Genomic DNA, 26,496 nt, shown 5'->3' on the forward strand with positions numbered 1-26,496 from the left:
TCCGATGCGCCCACGGGGGCCAAGGGGCTGAATGAATCCGCTGGCTCAGTCGACGACGACCGGCACACGCGGTGCCACGGCGCACATCAGCTCGTAGCCGACCGTGCCCGCCGCCTGCGCGACCTCATCGATCGGCAGCACTGTGCCGTTTGCGGCCTTGCCCCAGAACGTGACTTCCGAGCCGATGCGCGCGCCCGGCACGTGGGTGATGTCCACCGTCAGCATGTCCATGCTCACGCGGCCCACGAGCTGCGTGCGCACGCCGTTGACCAGCACGGGCGTGCCGGTGCTGCAGTGGCGCGGATAACCGTCGGCATAGCCGCAGGTGGCCACGCCGATGGTCATCGGGCCTTCGGCGGTGTAGGTCGAGCCGTAGCCGACCGTGTCACCCTTTTGCAGATGTTGCACGCCGATCAGCTTGCCCGACAGCGTCATGGTCGGCTGCAGGTCCCAGTCGGCGATGGTGCGCTGCGGAAAGTCCGGCGCGCTGCCGTAGAGCACGATACCCGCGCGCACCCAGTCGCCGCGCACATCGGACTCGCTGCCGCGCAGCAGGGTCGCGGCGCTGTTGCTGATGGTGCGCTCGCCGGGCAGGTCTCTGGTGGTTTCCTGAAACACCTTGAGCTGGTGGTTGATGCCGCGCGGACCGTCGGCATCGCTGAAGTGGGTGATGAAGCCGATCTCGTCGACCTGCGGCAGCGCGTTCAGGCGTGCCCAGGCAGCGCGGTAGCGCTCCGGCGTGAAGCCCAGGCGGTTCATGCCCGAGTTCATCTTGAGGAAGACATGGTGCGGCGTCTGCGTCTTGTGCGCGGCCAGCCAGTCGATCTGCTCGTCGCAATGAACGGCGTGCCAGATGCCAAGGCGCGAGCACAGTTCCAGATCGCGCGCCTCGAACACGCCTTCGAGCAGCAGGATCGGGCCGCGCCAGCCAAGTTGGCGAATGCGCTCGGCCTCGGACAGGTCAAGCAAGGCAAAACCATCGGCGGCGCGCAAGGCGTCGAAAACCCGCTCGATGCCGTGGCCATACGCATTGGCTTTGACCACTGCCCAGACATTCGCGTCCACCGCCGCCTGACGCGCTCGCGCCAGATTGTGTTGCACTGCAGCAGAGTGAATGGTCGCTTGTATCGGACGGGGCATGACGGTGTTTGTACGGAGCCAAAGGTGGTCATTCTGTCATTGCCAGACTTTGTCTGCGTGATATAACCGCCCGTCACACAGCAGACTGTTCGGATATTTTTCCGTGCATCAGTTTGGCTGATAGTTCAAGCTGGGGCCTGTATTCACCGAATTTGCAAGATGAGTTTCACTCGACACAGCCCAGGCGCAGCGTGCCAGACTGCGTACATGCGCAGCACCTTCCTCCTCCTTCCAGTCGCAGACCGCGTCGCTGCATAGGCTTACCCCCATCACGATGAAGCGCGGTTTCTACACCATCATGTCGGCGCAGTTTTTCAGCTCGCTGGCCGACAATGCCCTGTTCGTGGCCGCCGTGGAGCTGCTGCGCACCAGCGGCGCACCCGAATGGCAGCGTGCGGCCCTTGTGCCGATGTTCGCGCTGTTCTATGTGGTGCTCGCGCCGTTCGTGGGCGCGTTCGCGGACTCCATGCCCAAGGGCAAAGTCATGTTCATCAGCAACGCCATCAAGGTGGTCGGCTGTCTGATGATGCTGTTCGGCCACCATCCGCTGCTGGCCTACGCGGTCGTCGGTCTGGGCGCGGCGGCCTATTCGCCCGCCAAGTACGGCATCCTCACCGAGCTGTTGCCCGCATCCCAACTGGTGCGCGCCAACGGCTGGATCGAAGGCCTGACCATCGGCTCCATCATTCTTGGCGTGCTGCTGGGCGGCCAACTGGTCGGCCCGCATCTCTCGGGCGTGCTGCTCGACTTCGACATGCCGGGCGTCGATCTCGGCATCGACCTGCCCGCCGAAGCCGCGATTCTGTCGCTGGTGCCGGTCTACGCACTCGCGGCCTGGTTCAATCTGCGCATTCCCGTGACCGGCGTCGAACTGCGCCCCATGCCGCGCAATCCGCTGGAGCTGCTGCCCGACTTCTGGAGCTGCAACAACCGCCTGTGGAAAGACAAACTCGGCCAGATCTCGCTGGCCACCACCACGCTGTTCTGGGGCGTGTCGGGCAATCTGCGCTACATCGTTCTGGCCTGGAGCGCCGCAGCGCTCGGCTACAGCACCACGCAGGCCTCGGCGCTCGTCGGCGTGGTCGCCATCGGCACCGCCGCCGGTGCGGTGCTCGCCTCGGTGCAGATGAAACTCGAAGGCGCGACCAAGGTGATTCCCATGGGCATCGCCATGGGCCTGCTGGTCATCCTCATGAACGTCATCGACACGCTGTGGCTGGCGATTCCGTTCCTCATCATTCTGGGCGGCCTCGGCGGCTTCCTCGTCGTGCCGATGAACGCACTTTTGCAGCATCGCGGTGCCAAGCTCATGGGTTCGGGCCGTTCGATCGCCGTGCAGAACTTCAACGAGCAGGCCTGCATTCTGGCGCTCGGTGCGTTCTATGCCCTGTCCACCAAGTTCGGCCTGTCTGCCTTCGGTGCGATCACCGTGTTCGGCATCGTCGTCGCAGGCACCATGTGGCTGATCGGCCGCTGGCACAAACGCAACTGCCAGAATTACCCCGAAGAAATCGACCGACTGCTGGAAATCGCCAAGCGCGATTGTCACTGAGAGGGCATCCCCCTGAGGCGCTGCGCGCCTTCCCCCTTCTCTCTCCGCGCTGCGCGCTACGGGAAGGGGGACACCGCCATCGCCGCGAGGCGGCTCTTGCTCGGCGGTACTCGTCAGGCCTGCTTTGCAGGCCATTGTTTTTGGCACCAGCCGCGCTGTCGAAATCGAAGAACGGTCGATGCGCGGCTTTGTTTTTCCGCTGACCGGAATCCGCAGCGTCCTCCTTCGCCATTCATGGCGTGATGCACCAACATCGTGCTTTGTTGGCAAGATGCGCGCTGCCTTCCCATTTCTTCACGACACCGCTTTCACTCATGCATTCGCCGCTGCCGGTTTTCGCCCTGCTCTTCAACGCCCTGGTCTGGGGGCTGACCTGGTGGCCGTTCCGGCACATGAACGACGCTGGTCTGCACCCGCTCTGGGCCACGGCGGTCATGTACATCATGGTGCTCGTCGGCCTGCTCGCGTTTCGCCCCGGCATTCTCAAGCAACTGGCAGCGCATCCGGGCCTGTGGGTGCTGGCTTTGAGTTCCGGTCTGAACAACGTCGCCTTCAACTGGGCCATCACCATCGGCGACGTGGTGCGCGTGATCCTGCTGTTCTATCTCATGCCCGCGTGGGCAATTCTGCTGGCCTGGAAAGTCCTCGGCGAGCGCCCCACGCCCGCCGCGATCGCGCGGCTGCTGCTCGCGTTTGCAGGCGTGTTCCTCGTCATCTGGCCCAAGGACGGCGGTTTTGCGCGCCTCTTCGCTGCGCTCTCACTGGCCGACTGGCTGGCGCTGTTCGGTGGCTTCATGTTCGCCTTCACCAACGTCACCCTGCGCCGCATGAGCAGCACGCCCGGACAGGCGCGTATGTTCGCCATGTTCGGCGGCTGCACGCTCATGGCCCTGCTCGCGGCCCTCGTCGGCGGGCGCATGGGCCTCGTGCCCGCCTTCCCCGCGCCCAACGCCAGCTGGATGATCACCGCCGTGGTTTTGGCTGTGGTGCTCGCCGTCGGCAACTGGGCGCTGCAATACGGCGCATCGCGGCTCGCCGCCTCGGTGACGGCGGTGGTCATGCTCAGCGAAGTGGCCTTCGCGAGCGTCTCGTCCGTCCTGCTCGGCGCAGCCCAACTCGACGCACGCAGCATCTTCGGCGGCGCGCTGATTCTGCTGGCCGCGCTCTGGTCCGCGTGGCCGCGACCTGCCAAGACAACCGACAAAGCGGCACAATCATCCGAATCACCACAGCGCTGCACCACACCATGACCAGCCTCTACGACTTCCAGGCCGCCCGCATCGACGGCCAGCCCGTGCGCCTGTCGGACTACCGCGGGCAGGTGCTGCTGATCGTGAACACCGCCAGCGCCTGCGGCTTCACGCCGCAATTCGCAGGGCTGGAAGAACTGCACAAAAAATACGCAGCGCGCGGTCTGGTGCTGCTGGGCTTTCCGTGCAACCAATTCGGCAAGCAGGACCCTGGAAACAACCTCGACATCGGCGCGTTCTGCGAGAAGAACTACGGCGTCGATTTCACGATGATGAGCAAGATCGACGTGAACGGTCCGAACGCCATTCCGCTCTACGACTGGCTCAAAAAGGAAGCGCCGGGCGTGCTTGGCACGAAGAGCATCAAGTGGAACTTCACCAAGTTCCTCAGCGGGCGTGATGGCAAGGTGATCAAGCGCTATGCGCCGAAAACCAAGCCGAGGGAGCTGGATGAGGATATCGAGTCGGCGTTGGCCGTCACGTACTCAACACCTCAGAGATGAAATAACGGACGGCCCACTCTTCAGTACATTTTCTTGGGTTCAATTGCTCAGAAACCCCGACGAACAGTCATTGCCATATTCGATATGGCCAAAACCCTTCATCATGCGCAATGCGGTGCCAGAGTTCTGCTGGAGAGCAACCGGTGATGCGTCTCGATTCTCGACACAGATGGGATTGATCTGAATAGCCCGTATCGGCTGCCACGCCGGACCAATGCGGTCTCCCTTCGTCCTCGGCTTCCATGGCCTGAAAGAACGCGCGCTCTGCACGGCCAAATCCTCTCAATTCTCTGAGCGGCTGCCCGGCCCAGCGGCGAATTCTGCGCTCAACCTGACGCAGGCTTCTCCCTGCTTTGGACGTGGCCGCGCGCAATGCGAGTCCTTGGCTCCAATCGGCATAGCGATGAAGTCCGAGAACTTGCTTGGACCGTACAGCGAACCATTCAGTCTCAAGGAATTTTTCAATGAGCTCCAATCGTTCCTCATCTGACGCAGCATCGGCGACACGTTGGCACATTTCCAGCCAATTGGTGGGGAGAACTTCGCAGGCCGCGACCATCTGGTTCATCCATTGTCCTGGTTCGATTCCGGTAAGGGAATGCACGGCATCAGGAAGCAAAAGCAACATCATTCCATGCGCCGGTCCGGGAGACCACGTGATGGTTGGACGAGTAAATGGGCCGCTGAACACGATGGATGCTGGAATGGCAGCCTTAGGGCTATGCAGCATGGCAGGAGCGCCGTAAGCGAGCATGGATCCCTCGCCACTGAACCACCAACTGATCGTGCACATGGGAGTTGCCGGGTAGTGATTGAATCGTTGCTCAGGCGCAAGCGCCGTATTTCTTGTGTCTCGCAACATCACTCCCCGAACACAGCCAGCAAGGGACAGTTTCGGCAACCACAATGTGGCAGTGGCATCGGAAATACTTGGTGACTCAGACGGCATCCAGACACTCTAGCAAAGCCGATGGCATCTTCAAGATGTCGAAAAAATTCAATACATGAGCAGGGCCGCGCGGCACCATCGTTGCATGCTTCAATCTATCGACGAAAACCTTTGGCATGCAATGCATGCGTTCACTGCAAATGGGCTGCCGATCACATCGCGCATGACAGTTGTCCGCCTGCCAGGGAAGAGACTGTTGATTCATTCTCCCATTCCGTTGAATGACACCATGCGGCAACAATTGAGCGAACTGGGCAAGGTGGTATTCATCGTAGCGCCCAATCTTTATCACCACCTCTTTCTCGCATCTTTTGCCACAGCCTTTTCCGATGCAACCATTCATGGCCCTCTGAACCTCCACAAAAAATGCCCCGACATCGCCACAATCCAACGTCTTCCATCGGGAGATTTCGCGGAGTGGTTGCCGGATCTCGAACACTTTGCTTTTGAGGGCATCCCGGCAGGAAGCGAGTCTGTTTGGTTCCATCGCCCTTCAGCCACACTCATCGTCACCGACTTGGTTCAATGGATGCAAGGTCAGCTACCTTGGTCGACCAAAACATATGCCATGCTGACTGGCGTTCACAAGCACATGGCAGTGCCCCTGACAGTGCGTCTCTTGACACGTGATCGTGCAGCCGCCGCCAGGAGCGCAGAGCGTTTGCTGCGCTGGCCTTTCAAACGAGTGGTTTTTGCTCACAACACCATCATCGAGATTGATGCTCAGGCTCGCATGCGCAAAGCACTCGACGTGTTTTGAGTCGCATATTTGAATTCATCATGAGAGCATATGTGCGCACGGGTTCATTCCATTGCCGTCCTCAACACCTACGCCAAATCTACCGATCACGACCTCTGACCGAGTCCGATACCGCCAGGTCGACTGGGCAAGTTGCTGGATCAGTTGCATCCTCGCTCAGGATAGCTATTTCTCAAACCCGCACTCCACCCGCCGCATCAGATCGGCCAACGTGCGTCCCGACTCCTGCGCGTAGGTTTCATCGAGCAGCTCGCACGTCTCGATGCGGTCCACGCGAAAGGTGCGGAAATCTTCACGCAGTTCGCACCAGGCGGACAGCGTCCACACTTTGCCCCAGTAGAGACACGCCAATGGCCGAACGCGGCGCTCGCTGGGTTTGTCTTCGAGATCGAGATACAGCAGCCGCACGAGTCGCTGCTGCTGCACCGCATCACGCAACGCCTTGAGCGTGGTCTGCGTGCGCTCGTTCAGCCCCGTACCCGGTGCGAACAGCGCCTGTGCCTCGGCGGCAACGCGCGCGGAAGGGGGCAGCACCGAGAGGATCTTGCCCAGCGCGCTTTCGACATCGCGCGCCAGCGCACCGTCGATCCATGCCTGCGCCACGCGCGAGGCGATCACCAGCGCATTCGCCTCGGCCTGCGTGAACATCAACGGTGGCAGCTCGAAGCCCGAACCGAGCCGGTAACCCACGCCCGCCTCGCCCTCGATGGGCACGCCCTGATGCTGCAGATCGGCCACATCGCGGTAGACCGTGCGCAGCGACACCTCCAGCCGCTCAGCCAGAAAAGCGGCCGTGGACAGGCGTCGCCCACGGATGAGCTGCACCAGTTGGAAGAGTCTGTCGGCACGACGCATGCGGCGATGTTACGCGGCTTGTTGTCGTCGTCGCTCAGCGAGACTTGGCGTGCAGGCCGATGGTGTTGCCTTCGGTGTCGCGCACATGGGCGATGAAGCCAATGTCCTTGGGCAACTCGACGCATTCGTCGAGCACCTTGCCACCGGCCTTGGATGCACGCGCCATCGCGGCTTCCACGCTGGGCTCGCAATCGAGATAGATGCGCACACCCTTGTCGTTCGAAGGCTGGATCGAACCCGCGCCAACCAAGCAACCGCCGGTTGCCGGATCATCCGCAGCAAACAGGACCATGGGCACACAGCCACCCAAGTCTTCGCGATGCATCTTGCGACCGAGCATGGCCTCGTAGAAGGTCTGCGCGCGCTGCAGATCGGTGCAGGGGATTTCGAACCAGTTGATGGCGGATTGAGCCGTGGATGCAGTCATGTGGAACTCCTGAACTTCACAAAAAGTTGAACAGGACTCCATGCTGACGACCCCCTACTGACACCGTAGTGTCAGCAGGCTGACGACAGCTTTTCATGCATTCCCAACAGCGAGGTCAGCAGCGCAGCGGGCGCTCGAATTCACCCGCCACAATGACGATATGGGGCCGCAGGCGCGACGCGAAGCCGCAGACAGTATGCCGATACGGCAAGGCTTCGCAACAAAGCATGCGGCCCCATATCGTCACCTCAAAACGAAGACTGCTCATGCGCGCACCGACGCGCGCATTCGTCACAACACTGCACCCGCAAAGGGTCAAGAACCGTTTTTCAGACGTCGTGCGCGGTCGAGTTGCTGCGCGACGGTGCGCGCTTGCATGCCGTACATGTCGGCAAACGCTTCCACGCTGGCTGCTCCGCTCATCTCGTAGGCGCGCAGCAGCGCCTCGTCCTTGGCGCTGCGTGCGGCCACTTCGGCGAGTGCTTCGTCGAGCAGCGCATTGGTCGCTTCGTCGCGGCCGCGCACCAGTTCCAGATAGGCTTCGCGCGTGAGGCCGGAGGCCTCGAAGGCGATTTCCATGCGGCGGCGCAGCTTCTGCGTAAGGTCTTCACCATCGCGCGGCTTCTTGCGGCGGAATACTTCGACGAGCGCGTGGAACACATGTTCGGGAGCCATCTGCTCGACCACATTGCCAGCCAGATCGTGGCGCGGCTGGCCTTGCGAGACGGCTTGCAGATAGCGGCCGGAACGGGTGTGAATGCCCAGCGCCAGCTTCAGATCGGCAGGTGCGAACACGCCCGGCTGAGCGGCTTCGAGATCCTGAAAGATGCCGCGCTTGAGCGGCTTGGGGTTCTCGCCGAACAGGTTGGGGTAGAACTGCTGCAGTTGCAGCAGGGCTGGGTTGTTCTGGCGGCGCGGCGCGGCGGCATTGGCGTTCGCACCTCTGGCGTTGCCTTGCTGCTCAGCCTTGGCGGGCTGTTGCGTGGCTTCGGCAGCGCCCTCGGCGGCTGGCTTGGCCTTGTTGTGGCGGCGACCACCACGCTTGCGCCTGGGGGCAGCGCCGGAGCCCGATTCGCGCGATTCGGACTGAGGATTCTGCGGTGCGCCGACGTTGCTGTCGTTGTCGTTATTGGGCGCGCCGACGTCCGTCGCGGCAGACTTTTCGGCTTCAGTCACTGGAGAGTTCATTTGCAATCAATCGCGCAGCCCACATGGCTGCGCCTCAGTCAAAAACACGCCATCATGCCATTTTCGGGAAACCCACCGGCTTCTTTGGTCTGAATCACCGAGCAATGTGCCGAAAAAATCGATTCGCGCCCTGACGAAATCGATCAGGCCAGCGCAGAATCCAGCGCCTCGATCCAGTGCTTGACGGGCACGCCCGTGCCCGACTGAAGGTGGGTGATGCAGCCGACGTTGCTCGACAGAATCAGCGCGGGCTTTTCATCGCCGCAGGCCTGATCGAGCGCGGCGAGCTTGCGTGCGCGCAGCTTCTTGGACAGCTCGGGCTGCAGAATCGAATAGGTGCCAGCGGAGCCGCAGCACAGGTGCGATTCGGTGCGCGAGGTCAGCATCTGAAAACCGAGCTTGGCCAGATCGCGCTCCACACCGCCGCGCAGCTTCATCGCGTGCTGCAGCGTGCAGGGCGGGTGGTAGGCAAGCTTGCCCTTGAAGTTCACGCGGCCCTTCAGCTTTTCGGCCAGCTCGGGCAGCATCGCGGGCAGCAGCTCGCTGATGTCGCGCGCGATGGCGCTGATGCGCTTGGCCTTTTCGGCATATTGGGCATCGGCCTTGAGCGCATGCGCGTAGTCCTTGACCATCGCGCTGCAGCCCGATGCGTTGACCACGATGTGCTCGACCGCGCCCGACGACACCATCGGCCACCAGGCATCGATGTTGGCGCGCATCTGCGCACGGCCACCATCCTGATCGTTCATGTGGAACTTCACCGCACCGCAGCAACCGGCGTTGCCCGCGATCACGGTCTGGATGCCCACGGCATCGAGCACGCGCGCGGTGGCGTAGTTGATGTTGGGAAGCATGGACGGCTGCACGCAGCCCGCGAGCAGCAGCACCTTGCGCGCATGTTCGCGCGTCGGCCACACGCCGTGCTCCGACTTGGGCGGCACCTTGGCCTGAATGCTTTCGGGCAGCAGACCGCGCACGGCCTGACCAAGCTTCATCGCCGGTGCGAACAGCGGCGACGGAATGCCTTCCTTCAAGGCCCAGCGCTTGAGGCGCTCGCCCGCGGGACGTGGCACTTTCTCATCGACGACCTGACGACCGATGTCCAGCAGATGGCCGTATTGCACGCCGCTCGGGCAGGTGGTTTCGCAGTTGCGGCAGGTCAGGCACCGGTCCAGATGCTCCTGCGTGGCGCGCGTGGGTTCCTTGCCTTCGAGCACCTGCTTGATGAGGTAGATGCGGCCACGCGGGCCGTCGAGCTCGTCACCCAAAGTTTGGTAGGTGGGGCAGGTCGCGGTGCAGAAACCACAGTGCACGCACTTGCGCAGAATGGCCTCGGCCTCCTGCCCGTGCGGCGTGTTCTTGTACTCGGGAGCTAGCTGTGTTTGCATGGCTTGCTTCGCTGATTCGGTTCGGTCGGGTCGGGGGCCTCAGCCGCCCGTGCCCATGCGGTGGGGTTGAAAGATGCCGGCCGGGTCGAAGGCCTGCTGGAGACGTCGGCTGACGGCCTGCAATGCCGCGTCCTGCTTGGGCGCAACGTCCTGCAGATGCATCGCCTCACCCACCCGGAACAGCGACGCATGACCGCCCGCCGATTGCGCCATCGCCAGCAACGCAGGGCCCGCATCCACGGGCGCATGCACCCAGCGCAGTGCGCCCTGCCACTCGATGAGCGGGGCCGCCACGCCTTGCGGCAAGGCCAGCACGTGCGCGGTCTGCGGGACGGACACACGCCAGAGCGCCAGCTCAGGCTGGGCCACGCCGTCGGCAAACCATGGCAGCGTGTGATCACGACAGGCTTCCCAGTCGGCAGCCACCTGCGCGCTTTCCTGGCGTTCACCGCCCATGACCACGCCTGCGGCTTCCACGGCGGCTCTTGCGCCGCGCAGACGCACATAGAGCCGGCCCTTGCCGCCCTCGTCCACCCAGCAACTGGCATTCAGCGGCAGCGGCTGACCGCCCCACGCATGCAGTTGCGCCAGTGCGCTCGCCTGGTCGCATTCGAATGTCAGCGTCGTCTCGGCCACCGGCGTCGGCAGCACCTTGAGGCTGACCTCGGTGATCACGCCCAGCGTGCCCCACGATCCCGCCATCAGCCGCGAAACGTCGTAGCCCGCGACGTTCTTCATCACCTGCCCGCCAAAGCGCAGCTGCTCGCCCTTGCCGTTGATGATCTCGATGCCGAGCACATAGTCGCGCACCGCGCCCACGCTGGCACGCGAAGGCCCGGACAAGCCCGCCGCCACCATGCCGCCGACCGTGCCGCCCGCCGCAAAACGCGGTGGCTCGAACGGCAGACATTGCCCGCGCGAGGCGAGTTCGGCCTCCAGCTCGGCCAGCGGCGTACCCGCACGCACGGTCACGACCAGTTCGCTGGGTTCGTAATCGACGATGCCGACATGGCCGCGCATGTCCAGCCGTTCGGCTCGGCTGAGCGCGACCGTGGGCCCGCCCACGAAGTCCTTGGTGCCCCCGCCGCTGATGCGCAGGGCGCGGCCTTGCTGCGCGCTTTCGCGCACGCGTTCGATGATCTGGGAAAGCGCTGCTGATTCCATGCCGGGATGGTAGCGCCCCAACCCGGCCACGGGTTCACCGGGTTTGTGATTTTTTTGAAAAGCAGATGTGAGCGAATTGATGCCCGCTCATCAAAAGCGACTCAGCGCTTGGCCCGGCGCAGGTCCTCGCGCAGCATGTTGAGCGCCAGGTCCAGCTCCTTCATGAGGAAATTGCGCGTCACCTTGCCACGCGCCTGCCCGCGCTCCTGCACGATGTAGACCGGATGGCTCACCGCCTCGGCATCGCCCGGCTTCTCGCGCAGCACGTTGATCGTCACGAAGGTGGCGGTGCCGCGACCCTGCGGCGAACCATGCGATGGACCGATCGCGCCGTACTGCAGCAACAAGGAAGCGGTCTGAGCGCGATCAGCGGGCCGCAGATCCGCATCGGTGATCACCTTCACGCCCACGTCGCGCAGATACACCGCCACGCGCTTGGCGATCAACGCGTGCGTCACCCCAGCAGCCTTGGCCACATCGTCCAGCTCCGGATCGAGCAGCACGACCGCCTTCAACCCGCGCAAAGCCTGCACATCCCGATTCGTGATGTCCGTGGTCGCGAACGCCGACGCCGCCCCCGCCAGCAAAGTGAACGCCAGAACCGCCTTGAACCACTTGATGAAAACCTGCATGAGCATGCACCTCTCGAGAAAAGAACTGCGCGACACCCTGTCGCCGCTGCCCGGACTCTAGGCGCAATTGCGAGGAACGCGAAAATTCGAATTTCAATGGGGGTAATGTCCCACCTGCAAGCGTGTCAATCGGCAACCCTCAAACGCCCAGCGTGCACCACCGCACCGGCAAGCTCGCCACACCCACCACGCGATGCAGCACCTGCCCCGACGCTGGCAGATTCGCCAACTCCTGCGCAGCCCGACCGTGGCTGGCCGAAGTGACGAACAACGTATCCCCCTCCGCCCCACCCAGACAAGGCATGGTCGGGCACTGCACCGGCATCGCGAACTCGGCGATCACCGACCCCTGCGGCGACAACTGCAACACCCTCGCACCTTCGTACATCGCACACCAGTAATTGCCTGCAGCATCCACCACGGCCCCATCCGGCCGCCCGCCATAACCAGCCATCCCCGGCTGCCACCCGGCAGGCTTGGCCGCAAACGCATGAAACACCCGCGCATCCCCCACCGGCTCGCGCTGCGCATCACAGTCCCACACCCGAATCGCATGCTGCGGTGTATCGCTCCAGTACATGCGCGCACCATCCGGCGACCAAGCCAACCCATTGGCCGTGGCCACCCCATCCAGCATCAACCGAACGGACACATCGGCAGCATCCCGCAAATCCACGCAATACAACCCGGCAACAGGCTGACGCGCCCCACTCACAGGCTCATGCACGGTCCCCACCCAGAACCGCCCGAGCGCATCGCACTTGCCATCATTCGCCCGCTGCGTGGAAGCATCAATGGGCAACCGCGCCACCTCGCGCAACGCCCCGCCCCACTCGTCCGCATGGCAAATCCGATCCCGCAACGCCACCACCAGCCCCGAAGCCACCCCCGCCATGCGCGCAGGCGCGATGCAGCCGGGCTCGGAAGGCATCTCCCAACGCTCCACCCGCGCATCCCCCGGCACCCAACGCAACAACGCCCGCCCCGCAATATCCACCCAGTAAAGCCGCTGCTCCACCGGATGCCAAAACGGCGACTCACCCAATTGGCACAACGAGCCCGGCACAGCACTCCATGAATCGGAAGCAGCACGAGGAGAAGAAAGATGGTTCATGCGGGGATTATTCCTGCACGAACGCAAGTGACCAAACCACGCGCGCAGTCACCCCCACCCCAGCCCTCCCCCGCAAGCAGGAGAGGGAGCAAGACCAAAACCCCCAACCAACGAACCAGCAACGCCCACTCCCCGCGCACCAGCATCTCGCGAGGTCGCGAGATGAACAGGCACGAGCGAAGCAAAGTGCCGTAAATACCTCTTCAAAACTGACTTCCGGCGGTTGTCCGAGCGCAGTGACGAAGGAACGCAGCGAGTTCTGCCGGAGGTATTCAAAGCGTTTTTTGGTGACTTTTTGGCGCAAGCAAAAAGTTACTCGCCCGCCGGGGCGAGACCCGGCACCCGCCCTCTGCCAAGATCACAGAAGCAAAAAAGAAGGCCTGCAAAAAATTGCAGGCCCAACAGTCGGAGGAGAACAACTCGCTAACTCAAATTTTCAAACAAGAGAGAGGAAGAGGGGCCGATTCGCGCCACCACGCGAATCCCCACCCCCACCACACGCTCAACGGTGATAAGCCGTCTCGCCATGCGAAGTGATGTCCAACCCTTCGCGTTCCGCTTCTTCACTCACACGCAGACCCACGATCAGATCAGCCACCTTGTACGCAATGAACGCCACCACGCCGGACCACACGATGGTGAACAGCACGCTCTTGACCTGCACCCACACTTGGTGACCCATGGCGAAGGTGTCAGGCTGCATGCCGCCCAGGCTGGGCGCAGCAAACACACCGGTCAGGATCGCGCCGACGATACCTCCCACGCCGTGCACACCGAAGGCGTCGAACGCGTCATCCACCTTGAGCATGCGCTTCAAGCCACCCACGCCCCACAGACACACCACGCCGCAGACCAGACCGATCACGATGGCACCCATCGGGCCGACGAAACCGGCAGCAGGCGTCACACCCACCAGACCCGCCACCGCACCGGAAGCAGCACCCAGCATCGAAGCCTTGCCTTTGTGCAGCGCCTCACCGGCAATCCAGGACAGCGTGGCAGCGGCAGTGGCCAGAACCGTGTTCACGAAAGCCAGACCAGCGACCGCGTTGGCAGCACCGGCGGAGCCGGCGTTGAAACCGAACCAGCCCACCCACAGCAGCGATGCGCCCACCATGGTCAGTGTCAGCGAGTGAGGCGTGAACGCTTCCTTGCCGAAACCGATGCGCTTGCCCACCATGTAGGCACCCACGAGACCCGCGATACCGGCGTTGATGTGCACCACGGTGCCGCCAGCGAAGTCCAGCGCGCCGTCAGCCGCCAGCAGACCACCACCCCAGACGATGTGAGCCATCGGCAGGTAGCTGAAGGTGAACCAGATGACCGAGAAGATCAGCACGGCAGCGAACTTGGTGCGTTCCGCAAAAGCACCCACGATCAGCGCTACGGTGATGGCGGCGAACGTGCCCTGGAACGCGAAGAACACGTATTCGGGAATGGTCGTCAGCGCACCGAAGGATTCGAGGTTGATGCCCTTCATGAACAGCTTGTCGAAGCCGCCGATGAACTTGCCCTCTCCCGAGAACGCCAGGCTGTAGCCGTAGACGGCCCACAGGATGGAGACCAGCGAGAAGATCACGAACACTTGCACCAGCACCGACAGCATGTTCTTGGAGCGGCCAAGACCACCGTAGAACAGCGCCAGACCCGGAATGATCATCAGGATCACGAGCAGCGTCGAGGTCAGCATCCAGGCGGTGTCGCCCGAATCGATCTTGGGCGCTGGCGCGGCAGCCGCAGCAGGGGCTTCGGCCGTTGCAGCAGCAGGAACTGCAGCGGGAGTTGCCGCAGCAGAGGTGTCAGCAGTCGCCGCAGCGGCGACCGGCTCGGAAGCCGCAGGAGTCTGCGCCAGCGCAGCCGTACCACCGGCCAGCAGGCTGAACCCCAGAAGGAATGAAGCAAGCAGTTTTTTCATGGCAGAACTTCTTGGTGAATCTGTATTGGGATGGGCTTGGGGTGTACCAGCCGCTCAGAGCGCCTCGTTGCCGGTTTCGCCGGTGCGGATGCGGATGACCTGCTCCAGTGACGACACGAAGATCTTGCCGTCGCCGATCTTGCCGGTGCGGGCAGCGGCCTCGATCGCTTCGATGGCGCGCTCGACGATGGCATCGTCCAGAGCGGCTTCGATCTTCACCTTGGGCAGGAAATCGACGACGTATTCCGCGCCGCGATACAGCTCCGTGTGTCCCTTTTGACGACCGAAGCCTTTCACCTCGGTCACCGTGATGCCTTGCACGCCGATTTCGGAAAGCGCTTCGCGCACTTCATCGAGCTTGAAGGGTTTGATGATTGCAGTCACCATTTTCATTTGCTGATCCTCCGAACAGGGCGCGCCGTGCGCCCACTGACTGAATTGAAACGTGTCTGTATTACAGGGTCTTGGTGATCGAGACGATCAGGCGTGCCTTGTTCGCGTCACCGAAGTAACCCTTCTTGGTGGCACCCTGGATCGCGCCGTTGAGCACCAGGCCGGAGCCGAAGTCATACGCCGCGCCCACGCTGTAGTCCACATAGTTGGGCACGCCCAGATCCTTGATGTCGCCGGAAAAGCGCGTGTAGCCGACCGCTGCCTTCAGCGTGGTGCTTGGCGCGATTTCCTGTGCGAACGCCACGTTCAGGTAGCCGGTGTTGCGGCCCTTGTTGTCCGAGGTCTTGGCACCGGCCCAGCCGAAGTAGTCCTTGGAGATGGTGTGCGAATACTTCGCGGTGATCGGGCCCCAGGTGCCTGCACCGTACAGCTCAGTCGTGTTGCCGTTGCTGTTGCCGGGATAGGCGTAGGTCAGCGCGCCCACGTCCCAGTCCAGACCTGCGGCCTTGAACTTGTAGCCGCCGTAGAAGTCCATTTCGATGGAATTGCCCGAAAGCCAATCCACGCTGGAATTCCAGTTGCCGACGTAGAAGCCGCTTTCACCGAAGGTGTAGTCGAAGCCGCCTTGAATCGCAGGATTCACAGCCTTGATGCGGTTGACGTCCTGATCCTGGCCGCGGAACTTGTAGTTGGTCGTCAGGGCCACGTTGGCCGTGAGTTGAGCGCTGGCCAGCACGGGAGCGGCAGCGACGAGGGCAACGATCAGAGACTTCAGGGGAACGCGGTGCATGATTTCTCCAGGTAGTACAAGTTGTGTGAAATGGGTAGTTACACCCTTCAAAGCACGGACCGTGCCACACCGAAAAACCTGTGTTTATTTGAGGTATCTGCACCGAAAACGTTGACCCCTGGCAGCTACCCACGCCATCTCCCGGCAATTCGCACCAGATTGGTGCCAAAGTGGACAGCTTTGCGCGCCAAGCCGCGCACCTCGCTGGGGAGAGCCGCCAACATGAGTCTCGCTTTAGTGCAAAGCCGCGCCCTCACGGGTTTGCAGGCCATGCCGGTCACCGTGGAGGTGCATCTGGCCAACGGGCTTCCGAGCTTCACGCTGGTGGGCCTGGCGGACGTCGAAGTCAAGGAGGCGCGCGAGCGGGTGCGCTCGGCGCTGCAGAACTCGGGACTGGTGTTTCCGGCCAACAAGAAGATCATCGTGAACCTTGCGCCCGCCGATCTGCCCAAGGATTCCGGGCGTTTCGACCTGCCGATCGCCATGGGCATCCTCGCGGCCAGCGGGCAGATCGACGGCAGCCGCTTTGCGGGCTACGAGTTCGCGGGCGAGTTGTCGCTCTCGGGCGCGCTGCGCCCGGTGCGCGGCGCGCTTGCCACGGGTCTGGCGATTCGCTCGCAGACCGACCACACACCCGATCTCAAGCAGGTGCTTCCCCCGACCAGCGCCGAAGAAGCCGCCCTCGTGCCCGATGCACAGATCTACCGCGCCGAACATCTGCTCGACGTGGTGCAGCACTTTCTGCCAGCCGATGCACAGGCGGCGGGCGATGGCGACGCGCCGGGCCTGCAACGCATGCGCCCGCGCGAAATCACGCCGCCCGAAAACGGCCCGGATCTTGCCGACGTGAAAGGCCAGAGCGCCGCCAAGCGCGCGATGGAAATCGCAGCCGCCGGCATGCACGGAATGCTGTTCGTCGGCCCACCGGGCTCCGGCAAGTCCATGCTCGCGCAACGCTTTGCAGGCCTGCTGCCGCCGATGACGCTGGAGCAGGCACTGGAGAGCGCCGCCATCGCCAGCCTTGCCGGTCGCTTCACGCAGCAGGAATGGATGCAGCGCCGCACCAGCCATCCGCACCACACCTGCAGCGCAGTGGCGCTGGTGGGAGGTGGATCGCCACCAAGGCCCGGCGAAATCTCGCTCGCGCACGAAGGCGTCTTGTTTCTCGACGAGTTTCCGGAGTTCACTCGCAACGCGCTGGAAGCCCTGCGCGAGCCGCTGGAGACCGGCAACATCACCATCTCGCGCGCCGCGCTGCGTGCCGAGTTTCCAGCGCGCTTCACTTTGATTGCGGCGATGAATCCCTGCCCCTGCGGCTATCTGGGATCGCAGCAGCGCCATTGCCGCTGTTCGCCCGAGCAGATCGCGCGCTACCAGGCCAAGCTCAGCGGACCGCTGCTGGACCGCATCGACCTGCATGTCGAAGTGCCCGCGCTGCCGCCCGAGGAACTGATCAACGCGCCCGCTGGCGAGTCCACCGCCGCCATGCGCGAGCGCATCACGCAAGCGGCCAGCCGTGCCTTCGCGCGCCAAGGCTGCGCCAACCAGCGCCTGCAAGGCCGCGACATCGACCAGCACGCGCGGCTCGACGAAGCTGCAGCGCGCTTTCTTCAAGCCGCCGCAGGCAAGCTGGGCTGGTCGGCGCGCAGCACGCATCGCGCCTTGAAGGTCGCGCGCACGATTGCCGACTTGGCGGCCTGCGAGCAGATCAGCGCCGCGCACATCGCCGAAGCCATGCAGTACCGGCGCGGGCTCTCGGGCATGCGCTGAACCGCCTGGCTGTTCGGCAAGGACTCAGGTGGAGTCCATGATGGCTGACATCCAACTCAAGGCGCCAGCGGCAGACTCACTGCACCAGTGCTCCATTGAAGCTGGCCGGTGAGGTCTGTCGCACCGATCACCACCGAATACCCGTTGCCCGTGAGCGCGGATTTCTTCAGCACCCAGTCACCCGCCGGTGCCGTCAGCTTGCTGGCTCCACGGCCCAGACGTTGAGTCGCCACGTCGAAGATCAACGGAATGTATTCGTCACCTTCGTCCACCTCCAGCATCTCGGAGACGGCACCCGAAACCTGCTGCGCACCCGCATAGAAGCGAATGCGCAGCACGCCGTCGTCATCCTTGAAGGCGTAGAGCAAGCCAGCCTCTTCCTCATCCACGCTGTATACAGGAATCACGAACGTATCGTCTTCATCTTTGCCGTCGAGCGGCAAGAGCGAGACGACCTGACCGTCCACCATCGGCCAGAGGTTGGGATCTTCCATGCGCAGTTGATTCGCCGTGCCATCAATTTGCTGCAACGCTTGCGCCTTGCCATCCTTGATCAGCACTGCGTAGCCTCGGTCATAGTTTTGTCCCACGAGCGCCTTGGCAGACTTCATTGCGCCAAAGGTCGTTGTGACATCAGCGGTCAGCAGGTTGGATGCCTTTTGCGTTTCGCCGATGACCGCACGTGGCATTTCCGAGCCGCGAGCAAACGCGACATAAGAGCTGATCAACCCGCGGTAGGCAGGTGAAAAGCCCAGGTTGGCATAGGTGCTCTGCAATTGCGCATTCAGCGTCGAATAGCGCGGGAAGAACATCATGAGACCAGAGGCGTCACTCTCACCGACATCCGTGTACACCAGTGCAGCGGCATACACCTTGTCAAACTCCGCCACCAGCTCTGCAGACAGCATCTTGGCATTGCCCAACTCATGGAACCAGGACTTCACATCCACCAGATCCATGCCGGGACTCAGCACATTGGTCTGAAAGTCTTCTGACTGGCGGCGCGCGGAAGCGATCGTCCACCACGCATCCAGCCCTTGTGTGCGAATGGCATCCTGTAGCACGCTGGCGGCCTTGTCCAGCACAGCGACCACGGCCCCGACGCGCTTGAGATCCGTCACCGAGTAAGCCGTAAAAGCCAGCTCACCTCTCCCGTTCGTGCGCTCGGACGTTTTGTAACTCTGCACGATGACCTTGCCCAGATCGGCACCCGAAGTCTGGGGATGATCGACGAGATGGCTGACCAGGGCGGTCCACTCCCAGCCCGTCGTGACTTCCTCGGATGCCACCAGATAGTTGGCATACGGAGACAACATCGACGCCACTTCCAGCGTCGCCATCAGGCAGGAGTCGAACCCGACCAACTCGAACGACACCCCTGCGCTCTTGATCGCAGAAACAATGTCGTTCACAAGCATCGCCTTGCCTTCACCCAGAGCGTTGTCGTTGCCGAAGCCGACAATAGGCCCGCCGCCGTGATCCCACAGCGCCAGCACGTATTGATCCGCAGGGAACGCTTGTGCCGACCATTTGATGAAGTCCCGCAGCGTGTCGGGCTTGTTCATCGCCACCTGAGGGGGCTGTTGAGCATCGGGCATGCGAACCAGCGACCAGCCTTTTTCCGCAGCAGCATTCGGCTTGAGCTGGTAACGCGCGTGCTTGGTCATATCCACACCGGCAATGGTGCCCGGACCGGTACCACCGCCGATTTCGAGCACCACGTTCACATCCGTGCCGCTGCGCGCAGCCAGCATGTGCTCAATGTCGTATGCAGCGGATTCCACCAGGTTCGATGCCACCAGATAGACCATGACCGTGGTCTTGACCTTGCTCTCCGAACTACCTGACCCACCGCCACAGGCGGCCAATGCCGAGGCGACAAAAATCGCCAGCAGCCACTTCCAAATGCGGTTCATGCGCTTCCCCTCCTGATGAAAAAGTGGGCACGAGCAACAACCAACCGATTGCCATGCTTGACGTATGTGCCCGCTCAATGGGTAACGCGTTGGTGATTTGAGTTCCATCCAAGCCCAACACATGCGTCCGCCATCAACTCAGGCCCCACATTTCTTTACATAGCCAAACGCACCAAGCGCATTGACAAAGATATTTCTAAGATATATCTTTGCAACATCGTAAATTACTTGGAACATTTGAATGCGTCATTTTTTTGAACACAGCGAAGGTCGTCGTGATCGTGAAGACGGTCTGGGTCGTGGTCGTGGCTTCGGTCGTCGCCATGGCGAACAACAACGCTTCGGCACGGAGCAGGAGGCCCTGATGCGTGCGCGCATCGCCTTCATCCGCCGCGGCATGATGGAAGATGAGTTCGGTGGTGGCGGTGGTCGCCTTGAACGAGGCGAGCGCGGGGAGCGTGGTGGCCGTGGAGAACACGGTGGCCGGGGCGGTCGTGGTGAGCATGGCGGGCGCGGCGGTGGCCGTCGCGAGCGGCTGTTCGAATCGGGCGATCTCAAGGTGCTGATCCTGCATCTGCTGCAGCAGCAGGAGCCGCGCCACGGCTACGAGATCATCAAGGCCATCGGCCAACTGGCGGGCGACGACTACAGCCCCAGCCCCGGCGCAATCTACCCCACGCTGACCTTTCTGGAAGAAACCGGCACCATCGCCATCGTCGATCCGCAGGACGCCCGCAAGCGCTACGTGATCACCGACGAAGGCCGCAAGGAACTGGCCGAGCAGGCCGCCACTATTGAGCGCACGCTCAAGCGCCTGCAAGTGCACCAGATGCGCTCACGCGAGCAGCGGCCTGCCGAGCTGGTGCGCGCCACAGAAAACCTGCGCACCTCGCTGCGCCTGAAGCTCGGCGATGTCGGTGCCAACGCGGACCGCGAATTGCTGGAGAAAATCGCCACGATTCTGGACCGCGCCGCCGTCGAAATTGGCCGTCTGTGAACTGAAGCGCCGAACCGCTCGGACGCTCAGTCAAACGCCCAGATACTGCCTGCGCGCCTGAGCATCAGAGGCCAGATCCTGCATCGATGATTGGTGCACGATCTGGCCTTTTTCCAGTATGAACGCGCGGTCGGCAACGACCTGCGCGAACGGCAGATTCTGCTCGCTCAGAAGAATGCCCACGCCCTGCCGCTTGAGCTCCAGAATCGAGCGCGCCATCTGCTCGACGATCAGCGGCGCAACGCCTTCCGAGGGCTCATCGAGCAGCACCAGATACGGCTGGCCCATGAGCGTGCGCGCGACGGTCAGCATCTGCTGCTCGCCGCCGCTCATCGCGCCACCGGGGCGATCCGGCATCTCGCCCAAGTTGGGAAAAAGCTGGAACAGCGTCTGCGGGGTCCATTGCACGACGGGCGTTCCATCGGGCCACTGGCGCGGTTTCTGGCGACCGACTTCGAGGTTTTCCAGCACCGTGAGTTCGGTGAAGATGCGCCTGTCTTCCGGCACAAAACCGAGGCCGCGCTGCGCGATCTGGTGCGATGCCTTGCGCGAGATATCTTCGCCCATGAAGCGGATCGCGCCTTCGCGCCGTGGCACCAGCGCGGCAATCGACTTGAGCGTCGTGGACTTGCCCGCGCCGTTGCGCCCCATGAGCGCAACCACTTCGCCGCGTCGCACATTGAGCGACACGTCGAACAGGATTTGCGCCGCGCCGTACCAGGCGTTGAGCTTCTGCACGTCGAGCAGCATGTCGGTGCTCGTGCTCATGCGCTTGTCGTTCATGTGTTCTTCTCCAGCACCAGCCCCGTTCCCAGATACGCCTGCTGCACGCGCTCATCGTCGCGAATCTGCTGCGGCGTGCCTTCGGCCAGCAGCTTGCCGCGCACCAGCACGGCGACGCGATCGGCCTGGCCGAACACCACATCCATGCTGTGCTCGGTGAACAGCACGCCCATCTGCCGCTCGTGCGCGATGCGGCGCGTGAGCTGCATCAGCGCCACGCGCTCGGCGGGGGCCATGCCGGCGGTCGGCTCGTCCATCAACAGCAGCTTGGGCGCGTGCGCCAGCGCCATCGCAAGCTCCACGCGCTTCACGTCGCCATAGGCCAGTTCACTGCATGCGCGATCAGCCTGCTGCGCCATGCCCACGCTGTCCAGCAGCGCGAGCGCATCGGCCTTGCGATGCGCTCGCGCACGCGGCCAGAACTGCCAGATGCGTTTGTCGGCGGACAGCAGCGCCATCTGCACGTTCTCCAGCACGGTGAACGAGGCAAAGGTCTGCGCGATCTGGAACGTGCGCCCCACGCCCTTGCGCCAGATCTGGCGCGGCGCAAGGCCTGCGATGTTTTCGCCCGCGAGCAGCACGCGGCCACTGTCCGGCGCGAGTTGACCGCCAACCATGTTGAACGTCGTCGTCTTGCCCGCGCCGTTCGGGCCGATCAACGCCAGCAGCTCGCCCGCGCGCACCGAGAACGACACCTCGCGCACGGCCTTCACGCCGCCGAAGGATTTGGAGAGCTGCTCGACCTGCAACAGTGGCGATGCGATGCTCATGCGCGCACCTCCTTGCGAGCCGCGAAGCGAGCAAACAGCCACTGCGCAAATCCCGCCATGCCCTGCGGAAACAGCAGCACCAGCAGCAGCATGATCACGCCCAGCAAGCCGCGCCAATATTCCGTGTTGCGCGCCACCGTGTCATGCAGCCAGGTGAACGCCGCAGCGCCCACCACCGGCCCAGCGAGCGTCTGCACGCCGCCAAGCAGTACCATCACCAGCGCATCCACCGACTTGGTGACCGACAGCGCATCCGGTGCCACGCTGCCTTTGGAGAACACAAACAGCGCGCCCGCCAGCCCGGCAAACAAACCGGCGATCACAAACGCCACCCACTGCACGCGCCGCACATCGATGCCGATGGCATCCGCCCGCAGCGCCGAATCGCGCCCCGCGCGCAGCGCAAAACCCAGCGGCGAAAACAGCATGCGGCGCAGCACATAGACGCTCAAAGCGCACACCGCCAACGCAATCCAATAGAACGCCGCGCCCTGCGACGCCCACTCCGGCGGCCACACGCCCGTCAGGCCGTTGCTGCCGCCGGTGAAGTCATCCCACTGGAACACGATGGCCCAGCTGATCTGCGCAAACGCGAGCGTCAGCATGGTCAGATAAACGCCCGACAGCCGCACGCAGAACCAGCCGTAAAGCAGCGCTCCGGCAGCAGCCACAAGCGGCCCGAGCACCAGCGCGGCTTCCATCGGCAAATCCAGCTGTCGCACCAGCAGCGCCGCGCCATACGCGCCCAGACCAAAGTAAGCCGCATGCCCGAACGAGTGCATGCCGCCCGGCCCGAGAATGAAATGCAGGCTCGCTGCAAACAGCGCGGCAATCGCCATGTCGGTGAGCAGCACGACGGCATAGCTCTCCTGCCCGGCCACCAACGGCAGGCCGAACAGCATCAGCAGCAACGCAATCCACGCGGCGGTCGCGCCGTGGCCCGCCATGCGCAGCGGCTGCTCGATGGCCGCGGAATTGCGCGCCAGCGACTGCGGCTTGCCCATCAGCCCCCAGGGCCGCCAGATGAGCACGGCCGCCATCACCAGAAATTCCACTACCAGCGTGAGCTTGGAGAACGAAATCTCCACCCCGCCAATCTCCTGCAGCCCCAGCCAGATGCACACGGCCTTCAGCTCGGCAATCAACAGCGCCGCGACGAACGCGCCCGGAATGCTGCCCATGCCGCCCACCACCACCACGACAAACGCCGCGCCGATCGTGAGCATGTCCATCTCCAGACTCGCCGGTTCGCGCGGCAACTGCAACGCTCCGCCCAACCCCGCGAGCAACGTGCCCAGCGCAAACACCGCCGTGAACAGCCACGCCTGATTCACCCCCAGCGCGCCCACCATCTCGCGGTCCTGCGTGGCAGCGCGCACGAGGGTGCCAAAGCGCGTTTTCGTCAGCAGCAGATGCAGCAGCAACAGCACGACCGGCCCCACCGCAATCAGCAACAGGTCATAGCTCGGAAACTGCCGCCCCAGAATCTCGACAGCGCCGTCGAACCCCTCGGCACGCGGCCCGAACAGCTCTTCCGGCCCCCAGATCCACAACGCCGCATCCTTGATCACCAGCACCAGCGCAAAGGTGGCGAGCAGTTGGAACAGCTCCGGCGCACCGTAGATCCGGCGCAGCAACAGCATCTCGGTCAGCGCCCCCAGCACGCAGCAAACCAGCGGCGCCATCAGCAGCGCAGGCCAGAAACCGATGTGCGGCGCGAGCACATCCACGCTTGAATACGCGATGAACGCGCCCAGCATGTAGAACGAACCATGCGCAAAGTTGATGCAGCGCGTGACCCCGAAAATCAGCGACAGCCCCACGGAGACCAGAAACAGCGACGACGCGCTGGCCAGGCCGTTGAGCAATTGCGCGAGCAGACCAGACACGCTCATGGCGCGATGCTCCTTGGATTCCTTGGAGTCGTTGAAGTCATCGGAAGTGGCCCTTGTGCATGGCTGGTCGATTGAAGGTTCGGAGCCGCGATGTTACTGACCCTTGGACTTCAATGGCGGCACGGCGTCCGAATCCTCACCGGCGCCGCTCGCCTTGTCGATGGCCTGCATGTTGTCGAGCAGCTTGAGCAGGTAGTGCAACAGATGCGCCATGTCGCCCACCGAAAAATTCGCCAGCGCCATGTCGTAGAAGCCCCGGATCAGCTCCGGCGCATCCTCGCGCCACACACGCCCGCCCTCCTGCGTCATGCGCACCAGCCGTGAGCGGCGGTCCTGCGGATCGGCCGCCAGTTCGATATGGCCGTCGCGCTCCATGCGGCTGACCAGCCCCGACAGATTCTGGCGACTGACCATCAGATAGCGCGCCAACTCTCCCACGCCCACACCGCCCTTGGCCTCGGGCCGCGACAGCGCCCCCAGCACCGCCCATTGCTGCGTGGTCAGCCCCAGAGGTTCGACCGCCCGGCTGCCCGTTTTATGCAACATATTTGCACATTGATACAGCCTGAAGAAAATCCGATTGGCCAGCTCATCGTGGGCTGATTCTCCATTTTTACTAGGGTAATCCATAGATTCAAAATCCATCAATGTCATTGCCAAGCCCGTTGTCACAGCATCAAATATATGACAACATATTTACTCAATTCATTTTTCCATGCGCCAAACCATCGCGACCAAGGAGTTCTCTCATGCAAGGATTGAAGGGCAAAACCATCATTGTGACGGGCGGCGGCGGCGGCATCGGCGGATCGACCTGCCAGCGCCTTGCGCAAGAAGGCGCGAAGGTTGCAGTGCTCGACCGCGATCTCAGCGCCGCACAGAAGACCGTCGCGCAGATCACCGAGGCGGGCGGTACAGCCCTCGCGCTCGCCTGCGACATCACGCAGCGCTCGGAAATCGACGCCGCACTCGTCCAGATCGAAGCGCAACTCGGCCCGGTCGACGTGCTGGTCAACAACGCCGGCTGGGACGTGTTCAAGCCGTTCACCCAAACCAACGAGCAGGAGTGGGAGCGCCTCATCGCCATCAACCTGACGGGCGCGCTGCACATGCACCACGCCGTGCTGCCCCGCATGGTCTCGCGACGAGCGGGACGCATCGTCAACATCGCGTCCGATGCGGCGCGCGTGGGCTCCTCGGGCGAAGCGGTCTACGCCGCCTGCAAGGGCGGGCTGGTGTCGTTCTCCAAAACCATTGCGCGTGAGCATGCGCGGCACGGCATCTGCGTGAACGTGGTCTGCCCCGGCCCGACGGAAACCGCGCTCTTCGCCGGTTTTGCCGACGCCGCACCCAACCCCGAAAAGCTGCGCGAGGCCTTTGTCCGCGCGATTCCCCTTGGCCGCATGGGCCAGCCGCAGGACCTTGCGGGCGCGATTGCCTTCTTCGCCAGCGACGACGCGGGCTTCATCACCGGCCAGGTGCTCAGCGTCTCGGGCGGCCTGACCATGCACGGCTGATTTTTTCCACAGGAGACAAGACATCATGCAATTTGAAGACATCCTCTATGAAGTGCGCAACGGCGTGGCCTGGATCACCATCAACCGCCCGGACAAGATGAACGCGTTTCGCGGCACCACCTGCGACGAAATCATCAAGGCACTGAACAAAGCGGGCTACGACCGATCCGTGGGCTGCATCGTGCTCGCAGGCGCGGGCGACAAGGCGTTCTGCACCGGCGGCGACCAGTCCGCACATGACGGCAACTACGACGGGCGCGGCACCATCGGCCTGCCGATGGAAGAGCTGCACACCGCGATCCGCGACGTGCCCAAGCCCGTCATCGCACGCGTGCAGGGCTACGCCATCGGCGGCGGCAATGTGCTGTGCACGATCTGCGACCTGACGATCTGCTCCGAAAAAGCGGTCTTCGGGCAGGTCGGCCCCAAGATGGGCTCGGTCGATCCGGGATACGGCACGGCCTTTCTCGCACGCGTGGTGGGCGAGAAGAAAGCGCGCGAGATCTGGTATCTCAATCGCCGCTACAGCGGCCAGGAAGCGGTGGCCATGGGTCTGGCCAACCTCTGCGTGTCACCCGAGAAACTCGACGAGACCGTTCAGCAATGGGCCGAGGAAATCGGCGAGCGCAGCCCCACCGCCATCGCCATTGCCAAGCGCAGCTTCAACATGGACACCGCGCATCAGGCCGGCATTGCAGGCATGGGCATGTACGCGCTCAAGCTGTACTACGACACCGACGAGTCGCGCGAGGGCGTTGCCGCGCTCAAGGAAAAGCGCAAGCCGCAGTTCCGCAAATACGCCAAGTGATGCACACGCCGGAGGTCTCG

Annotated in this window: 25 protein-coding genes; 8 read left to right on the forward strand and 17 right to left on the reverse strand. The window is 63.1% G+C overall.

Translation table 11 applies throughout. The features are described from left to right. Window positions 1–45: 45 nt before the first annotated feature. A complete protein-coding gene (gene alr / locus G7048_RS10305) occupies window positions 46–1,140 on the reverse strand; it encodes an alanine racemase (RefSeq protein WP_166068050.1) in 1,095 nt (364 codons plus the stop codon). Between the two features lie 274 nt (window positions 1,141–1,414). Here alr and lplT point away from each other — a divergent pair, with 274 nt between their 5' ends. The 3 genes from lplT (at window position 1,415) to G7048_RS10320 (ending at window position 4,445) form a co-directional block, all read left to right on the forward strand. Then, window positions 1,415–2,692, forward strand: a complete 1,278-nt coding sequence (gene lplT / locus G7048_RS10310; protein WP_166068051.1) for a lysophospholipid transporter LplT — start codon at window positions 1,415–1,417, stop codon at window positions 2,690–2,692. 314 nt (window positions 2,693–3,006) lie between these two features. Next, window positions 3,007–3,942, forward strand: a complete 936-nt coding sequence (locus G7048_RS10315) for a DMT family transporter (RefSeq protein WP_166068052.1) — start codon at window positions 3,007–3,009, stop codon at window positions 3,940–3,942. Then, a complete protein-coding gene (locus G7048_RS10320) occupies window positions 3,939–4,445 on the forward strand; it encodes a glutathione peroxidase (RefSeq protein WP_166068053.1) in 507 nt (168 codons plus the stop codon). The genes G7048_RS10315 and G7048_RS10320 overlap by 4 nt, the downstream gene beginning before the upstream one ends. A gap of 67 nt (window positions 4,446–4,512) precedes the next feature. Here the strand turns inward: G7048_RS10320 and G7048_RS10325 are convergent, their stop codons facing one another. Then, window positions 4,513–5,199 (reverse strand): helix-turn-helix domain-containing protein, encoded by a 687-nt coding sequence (locus tag G7048_RS10325; RefSeq protein WP_240933235.1) that lies wholly within the window; start codon window positions 5,197–5,199, stop codon window positions 4,513–4,515. A 280-nt stretch (window positions 5,200–5,479) separates the two neighbouring features. On the opposite strand from G7048_RS10325, the gene G7048_RS10330 reads away from it, so the two are divergent. Beyond that, window positions 5,480–6,154 (forward strand): DUF4336 domain-containing protein, encoded by a 675-nt coding sequence (locus G7048_RS10330; protein WP_166068055.1) that lies wholly within the window; start codon window positions 5,480–5,482, stop codon window positions 6,152–6,154. 165 nt (window positions 6,155–6,319) lie between these two features. On the opposite strand, the gene G7048_RS10335 is transcribed toward G7048_RS10330, so the two are convergent. The 10 genes from G7048_RS10335 to G7048_RS10380 form a co-directional block, all read right to left on the reverse strand. Then, window positions 6,320–7,009, reverse strand: a complete 690-nt coding sequence (locus G7048_RS10335) for a YafY family protein (protein ID WP_166068057.1) — start codon at window positions 7,007–7,009, stop codon at window positions 6,320–6,322. A 34-nt stretch (window positions 7,010–7,043) separates the two neighbouring features. Next, window positions 7,044–7,436 carry a VOC family protein gene (locus tag G7048_RS10340; RefSeq protein ID WP_166068058.1) on the reverse strand — a complete coding sequence of 131 codons (393 nt, stop codon included), beginning with the start codon at window positions 7,434–7,436 and terminating at the stop codon, window positions 7,044–7,046. Between the two features lie 315 nt (window positions 7,437–7,751). Then, window positions 7,752–8,624, reverse strand: a complete 873-nt coding sequence (locus tag G7048_RS10345) for a ProQ/FINO family protein (protein WP_166068059.1) — start codon at window positions 8,622–8,624, stop codon at window positions 7,752–7,754. A gap of 143 nt (window positions 8,625–8,767) precedes the next feature. Further along, the gene (glcF, locus tag G7048_RS10350) at window positions 8,768–10,012 is read right to left on the reverse strand and encodes a glycolate oxidase subunit GlcF (protein ID WP_166068060.1); all 1,245 of its coding nucleotides are present in this window, start codon (window positions 10,010–10,012) and stop codon (window positions 8,768–8,770) included. 39 nt (window positions 10,013–10,051) lie between these two features. Beyond that, a complete protein-coding gene (gene glcE, locus G7048_RS10355) occupies window positions 10,052–11,176 on the reverse strand; it encodes a glycolate oxidase subunit GlcE (RefSeq protein ID WP_166068061.1) in 1,125 nt (374 codons plus the stop codon). A gap of 101 nt (window positions 11,177–11,277) precedes the next feature. Further along, window positions 11,278–11,814 carry a hypothetical protein gene (locus tag G7048_RS10360; protein ID WP_166068062.1) on the reverse strand — a complete coding sequence of 179 codons (537 nt, stop codon included), beginning with the start codon at window positions 11,812–11,814 and terminating at the stop codon, window positions 11,278–11,280. Window positions 11,815–11,947: 133 nt separating this feature from the next. Beyond that, entirely contained in the window at window positions 11,948–12,922 is a 975-nt protein-coding gene (locus tag G7048_RS10365) for an SMP-30/gluconolactonase/LRE family protein (RefSeq protein WP_166068064.1), read from the reverse strand. 502 nt (window positions 12,923–13,424) lie between these two features. Then, window positions 13,425–14,837, reverse strand: a complete 1,413-nt coding sequence (gene amt, locus G7048_RS10370) for an ammonium transporter (RefSeq protein ID WP_166068065.1) — start codon at window positions 14,835–14,837, stop codon at window positions 13,425–13,427. 54 nt (window positions 14,838–14,891) lie between these two features. Then, window positions 14,892–15,230, reverse strand: a complete 339-nt coding sequence (locus G7048_RS10375) for a P-II family nitrogen regulator (protein WP_166068066.1) — start codon at window positions 15,228–15,230, stop codon at window positions 14,892–14,894. 61 nt (window positions 15,231–15,291) lie between these two features. Next, the gene (locus G7048_RS10380) at window positions 15,292–16,020 is read right to left on the reverse strand and encodes a TorF family putative porin (RefSeq protein ID WP_166068067.1); all 729 of its coding nucleotides are present in this window, start codon (window positions 16,018–16,020) and stop codon (window positions 15,292–15,294) included. A gap of 222 nt (window positions 16,021–16,242) precedes the next feature. Between G7048_RS10380 and G7048_RS10385 the strand changes: the two genes are divergently transcribed. Continuing rightward, entirely contained in the window at window positions 16,243–17,790 is a 1,548-nt protein-coding gene (locus tag G7048_RS10385; RefSeq protein ID WP_166068068.1) for a YifB family Mg chelatase-like AAA ATPase, read from the forward strand. Window positions 17,791–17,846: 56 nt separating this feature from the next. Here G7048_RS10385 and G7048_RS10390 read toward each other — a convergent pair whose 3' ends face one another. Continuing rightward, on the reverse strand, window positions 17,847–19,706 hold the full coding sequence (locus tag G7048_RS10390) for a clostripain-related cysteine peptidase (RefSeq protein ID WP_166068069.1): 1,860 nt from the start codon (window positions 19,704–19,706) through the stop codon (window positions 17,847–17,849). Window positions 19,707–19,947: 241 nt separating this feature from the next. Here G7048_RS10390 and G7048_RS10395 point away from each other — a divergent pair, with 241 nt between their 5' ends. Continuing rightward, complete coding sequence (locus G7048_RS10395; protein ID WP_205750358.1) at window positions 19,948–20,703, forward strand: PadR family transcriptional regulator; 756 nt, start codon at window positions 19,948–19,950, stop codon at window positions 20,701–20,703. 30 nt (window positions 20,704–20,733) lie between these two features. On the opposite strand, the gene G7048_RS10400 is transcribed toward G7048_RS10395, so the two are convergent. The 4 genes from G7048_RS10400 to G7048_RS10415 all read right to left on the reverse strand — a co-directional run bounded on the left by G7048_RS10400 (window position 20,734) and on the right by G7048_RS10415 (window position 24,781). Further along, window positions 20,734–21,486: an ABC transporter ATP-binding protein gene (locus G7048_RS10400; RefSeq protein ID WP_371747669.1), complete on the reverse strand. Its 753-nt coding sequence runs from the start codon at window positions 21,484–21,486 to the stop codon at window positions 20,734–20,736. After that, entirely contained in the window at window positions 21,483–22,256 is a 774-nt protein-coding gene (locus tag G7048_RS10405; protein WP_166068070.1) for an ABC transporter ATP-binding protein, read from the reverse strand. The genes G7048_RS10400 and G7048_RS10405 overlap by 4 nt, the downstream gene beginning before the upstream one ends. Next, on the reverse strand, window positions 22,253–24,151 hold the full coding sequence (locus G7048_RS10410) for an ABC transporter permease (RefSeq protein WP_166068071.1): 1,899 nt from the start codon (window positions 24,149–24,151) through the stop codon (window positions 22,253–22,255). The genes G7048_RS10405 and G7048_RS10410 overlap by 4 nt, the downstream gene beginning before the upstream one ends. A gap of 93 nt (window positions 24,152–24,244) precedes the next feature. After that, window positions 24,245–24,781, reverse strand: coding sequence for a MarR family winged helix-turn-helix transcriptional regulator (locus G7048_RS10415; RefSeq protein WP_166070908.1), 537 nt, complete (start codon window positions 24,779–24,781; stop codon window positions 24,245–24,247). Between the two features lie 119 nt (window positions 24,782–24,900). Here G7048_RS10415 and badH point away from each other — a divergent pair, with 119 nt between their 5' ends. Together badH and badI are read left to right on the forward strand one after the other, a co-directional pair. Continuing rightward, complete coding sequence (gene badH, locus G7048_RS10420; RefSeq protein ID WP_166068072.1) at window positions 24,901–25,668, forward strand: 2-hydroxycyclohexanecarboxyl-CoA dehydrogenase; 768 nt, start codon at window positions 24,901–24,903, stop codon at window positions 25,666–25,668. A 25-nt stretch (window positions 25,669–25,693) separates the two neighbouring features. After that, window positions 25,694–26,476: a 2-ketocyclohexanecarboxyl-CoA hydrolase gene (gene badI / locus G7048_RS10425; protein WP_166068073.1), complete on the forward strand. Its 783-nt coding sequence runs from the start codon at window positions 25,694–25,696 to the stop codon at window positions 26,474–26,476. Window positions 26,477–26,496: the final 20 nt, after the last annotated feature.

The organism is Diaphorobacter sp. HDW4B (assembly GCF_011305535.1).
Classification (GTDB): domain Bacteria; phylum Pseudomonadota; class Gammaproteobacteria; order Burkholderiales; family Burkholderiaceae_C; genus Diaphorobacter_A.

Coding starts and splice junctions, on each gene's coding strand:
- alr (WP_166068050.1), bottom strand. CDS start 1,140: ATGCCCCGTCCGATACAAGCGACCATTCACTCTGCTGCAGTGCAACAC.
- lplT (WP_166068051.1), top strand. CDS start 1,415: ATGAAGCGCGGTTTCTACACCATCATGTCGGCGCAGTTTTTCAGCTCG.
- G7048_RS10315 (WP_166068052.1), top strand. CDS start 3,007: ATGCATTCGCCGCTGCCGGTTTTCGCCCTGCTCTTCAACGCCCTGGTC.
- G7048_RS10320 (WP_166068053.1), top strand. CDS start 3,939: ATGACCAGCCTCTACGACTTCCAGGCCGCCCGCATCGACGGCCAGCCC.
- G7048_RS10325 (WP_240933235.1), bottom strand. CDS start 5,199: ATGCTCGCTTACGGCGCTCCTGCCATGCTGCATAGCCCTAAGGCTGCC.
- G7048_RS10330 (WP_166068055.1), top strand. CDS start 5,480: ATGCTTCAATCTATCGACGAAAACCTTTGGCATGCAATGCATGCGTTC.
- G7048_RS10335 (WP_166068057.1), bottom strand. CDS start 7,009: ATGCGTCGTGCCGACAGACTCTTCCAACTGGTGCAGCTCATCCGTGGG.
- G7048_RS10340 (WP_166068058.1), bottom strand. CDS start 7,436: ATGACTGCATCCACGGCTCAATCCGCCATCAACTGGTTCGAAATCCCC.
- G7048_RS10345 (WP_166068059.1), bottom strand. CDS start 8,624: ATGAACTCTCCAGTGACTGAAGCCGAAAAGTCTGCCGCGACGGACGTC.
- glcF (WP_166068060.1), bottom strand. CDS start 10,012: ATGCAAACACAGCTAGCTCCCGAGTACAAGAACACGCCGCACGGGCAG.
- glcE (WP_166068061.1), bottom strand. CDS start 11,176: ATGGAATCAGCAGCGCTTTCCCAGATCATCGAACGCGTGCGCGAAAGC.
- G7048_RS10360 (WP_166068062.1), bottom strand. CDS start 11,814: ATGCTCATGCAGGTTTTCATCAAGTGGTTCAAGGCGGTTCTGGCGTTC.
- G7048_RS10365 (WP_166068064.1), bottom strand. CDS start 12,922: ATGAACCATCTTTCTTCTCCTCGTGCTGCTTCCGATTCATGGAGTGCT.
- amt (WP_166068065.1), bottom strand. CDS start 14,837: ATGAAAAAACTGCTTGCTTCATTCCTTCTGGGGTTCAGCCTGCTGGCC.
- G7048_RS10375 (WP_166068066.1), bottom strand. CDS start 15,230: ATGAAAATGGTGACTGCAATCATCAAACCCTTCAAGCTCGATGAAGTG.
- G7048_RS10380 (WP_166068067.1), bottom strand. CDS start 16,020: ATGCACCGCGTTCCCCTGAAGTCTCTGATCGTTGCCCTCGTCGCTGCC.
- G7048_RS10385 (WP_166068068.1), top strand. CDS start 16,243: ATGAGTCTCGCTTTAGTGCAAAGCCGCGCCCTCACGGGTTTGCAGGCC.
- G7048_RS10390 (WP_166068069.1), bottom strand. CDS start 19,706: ATGAACCGCATTTGGAAGTGGCTGCTGGCGATTTTTGTCGCCTCGGCA.
- G7048_RS10395 (WP_205750358.1), top strand. CDS start 19,948: ATGCGTCATTTTTTTGAACACAGCGAAGGTCGTCGTGATCGTGAAGAC.
- G7048_RS10400 (WP_371747669.1), bottom strand. CDS start 21,486: ATGAACGACAAGCGCATGAGCACGAGCACCGACATGCTGCTCGACGTG.
- G7048_RS10405 (WP_166068070.1), bottom strand. CDS start 22,256: ATGAGCATCGCATCGCCACTGTTGCAGGTCGAGCAGCTCTCCAAATCC.
- G7048_RS10410 (WP_166068071.1), bottom strand. CDS start 24,151: ATGAGCGTGTCTGGTCTGCTCGCGCAATTGCTCAACGGCCTGGCCAGC.
- G7048_RS10415 (WP_166070908.1), bottom strand. CDS start 24,781: ATGGATTACCCTAGTAAAAATGGAGAATCAGCCCACGATGAGCTGGCC.
- badH (WP_166068072.1), top strand. CDS start 24,901: ATGCAAGGATTGAAGGGCAAAACCATCATTGTGACGGGCGGCGGCGGC.
- badI (WP_166068073.1), top strand. CDS start 25,694: ATGCAATTTGAAGACATCCTCTATGAAGTGCGCAACGGCGTGGCCTGG.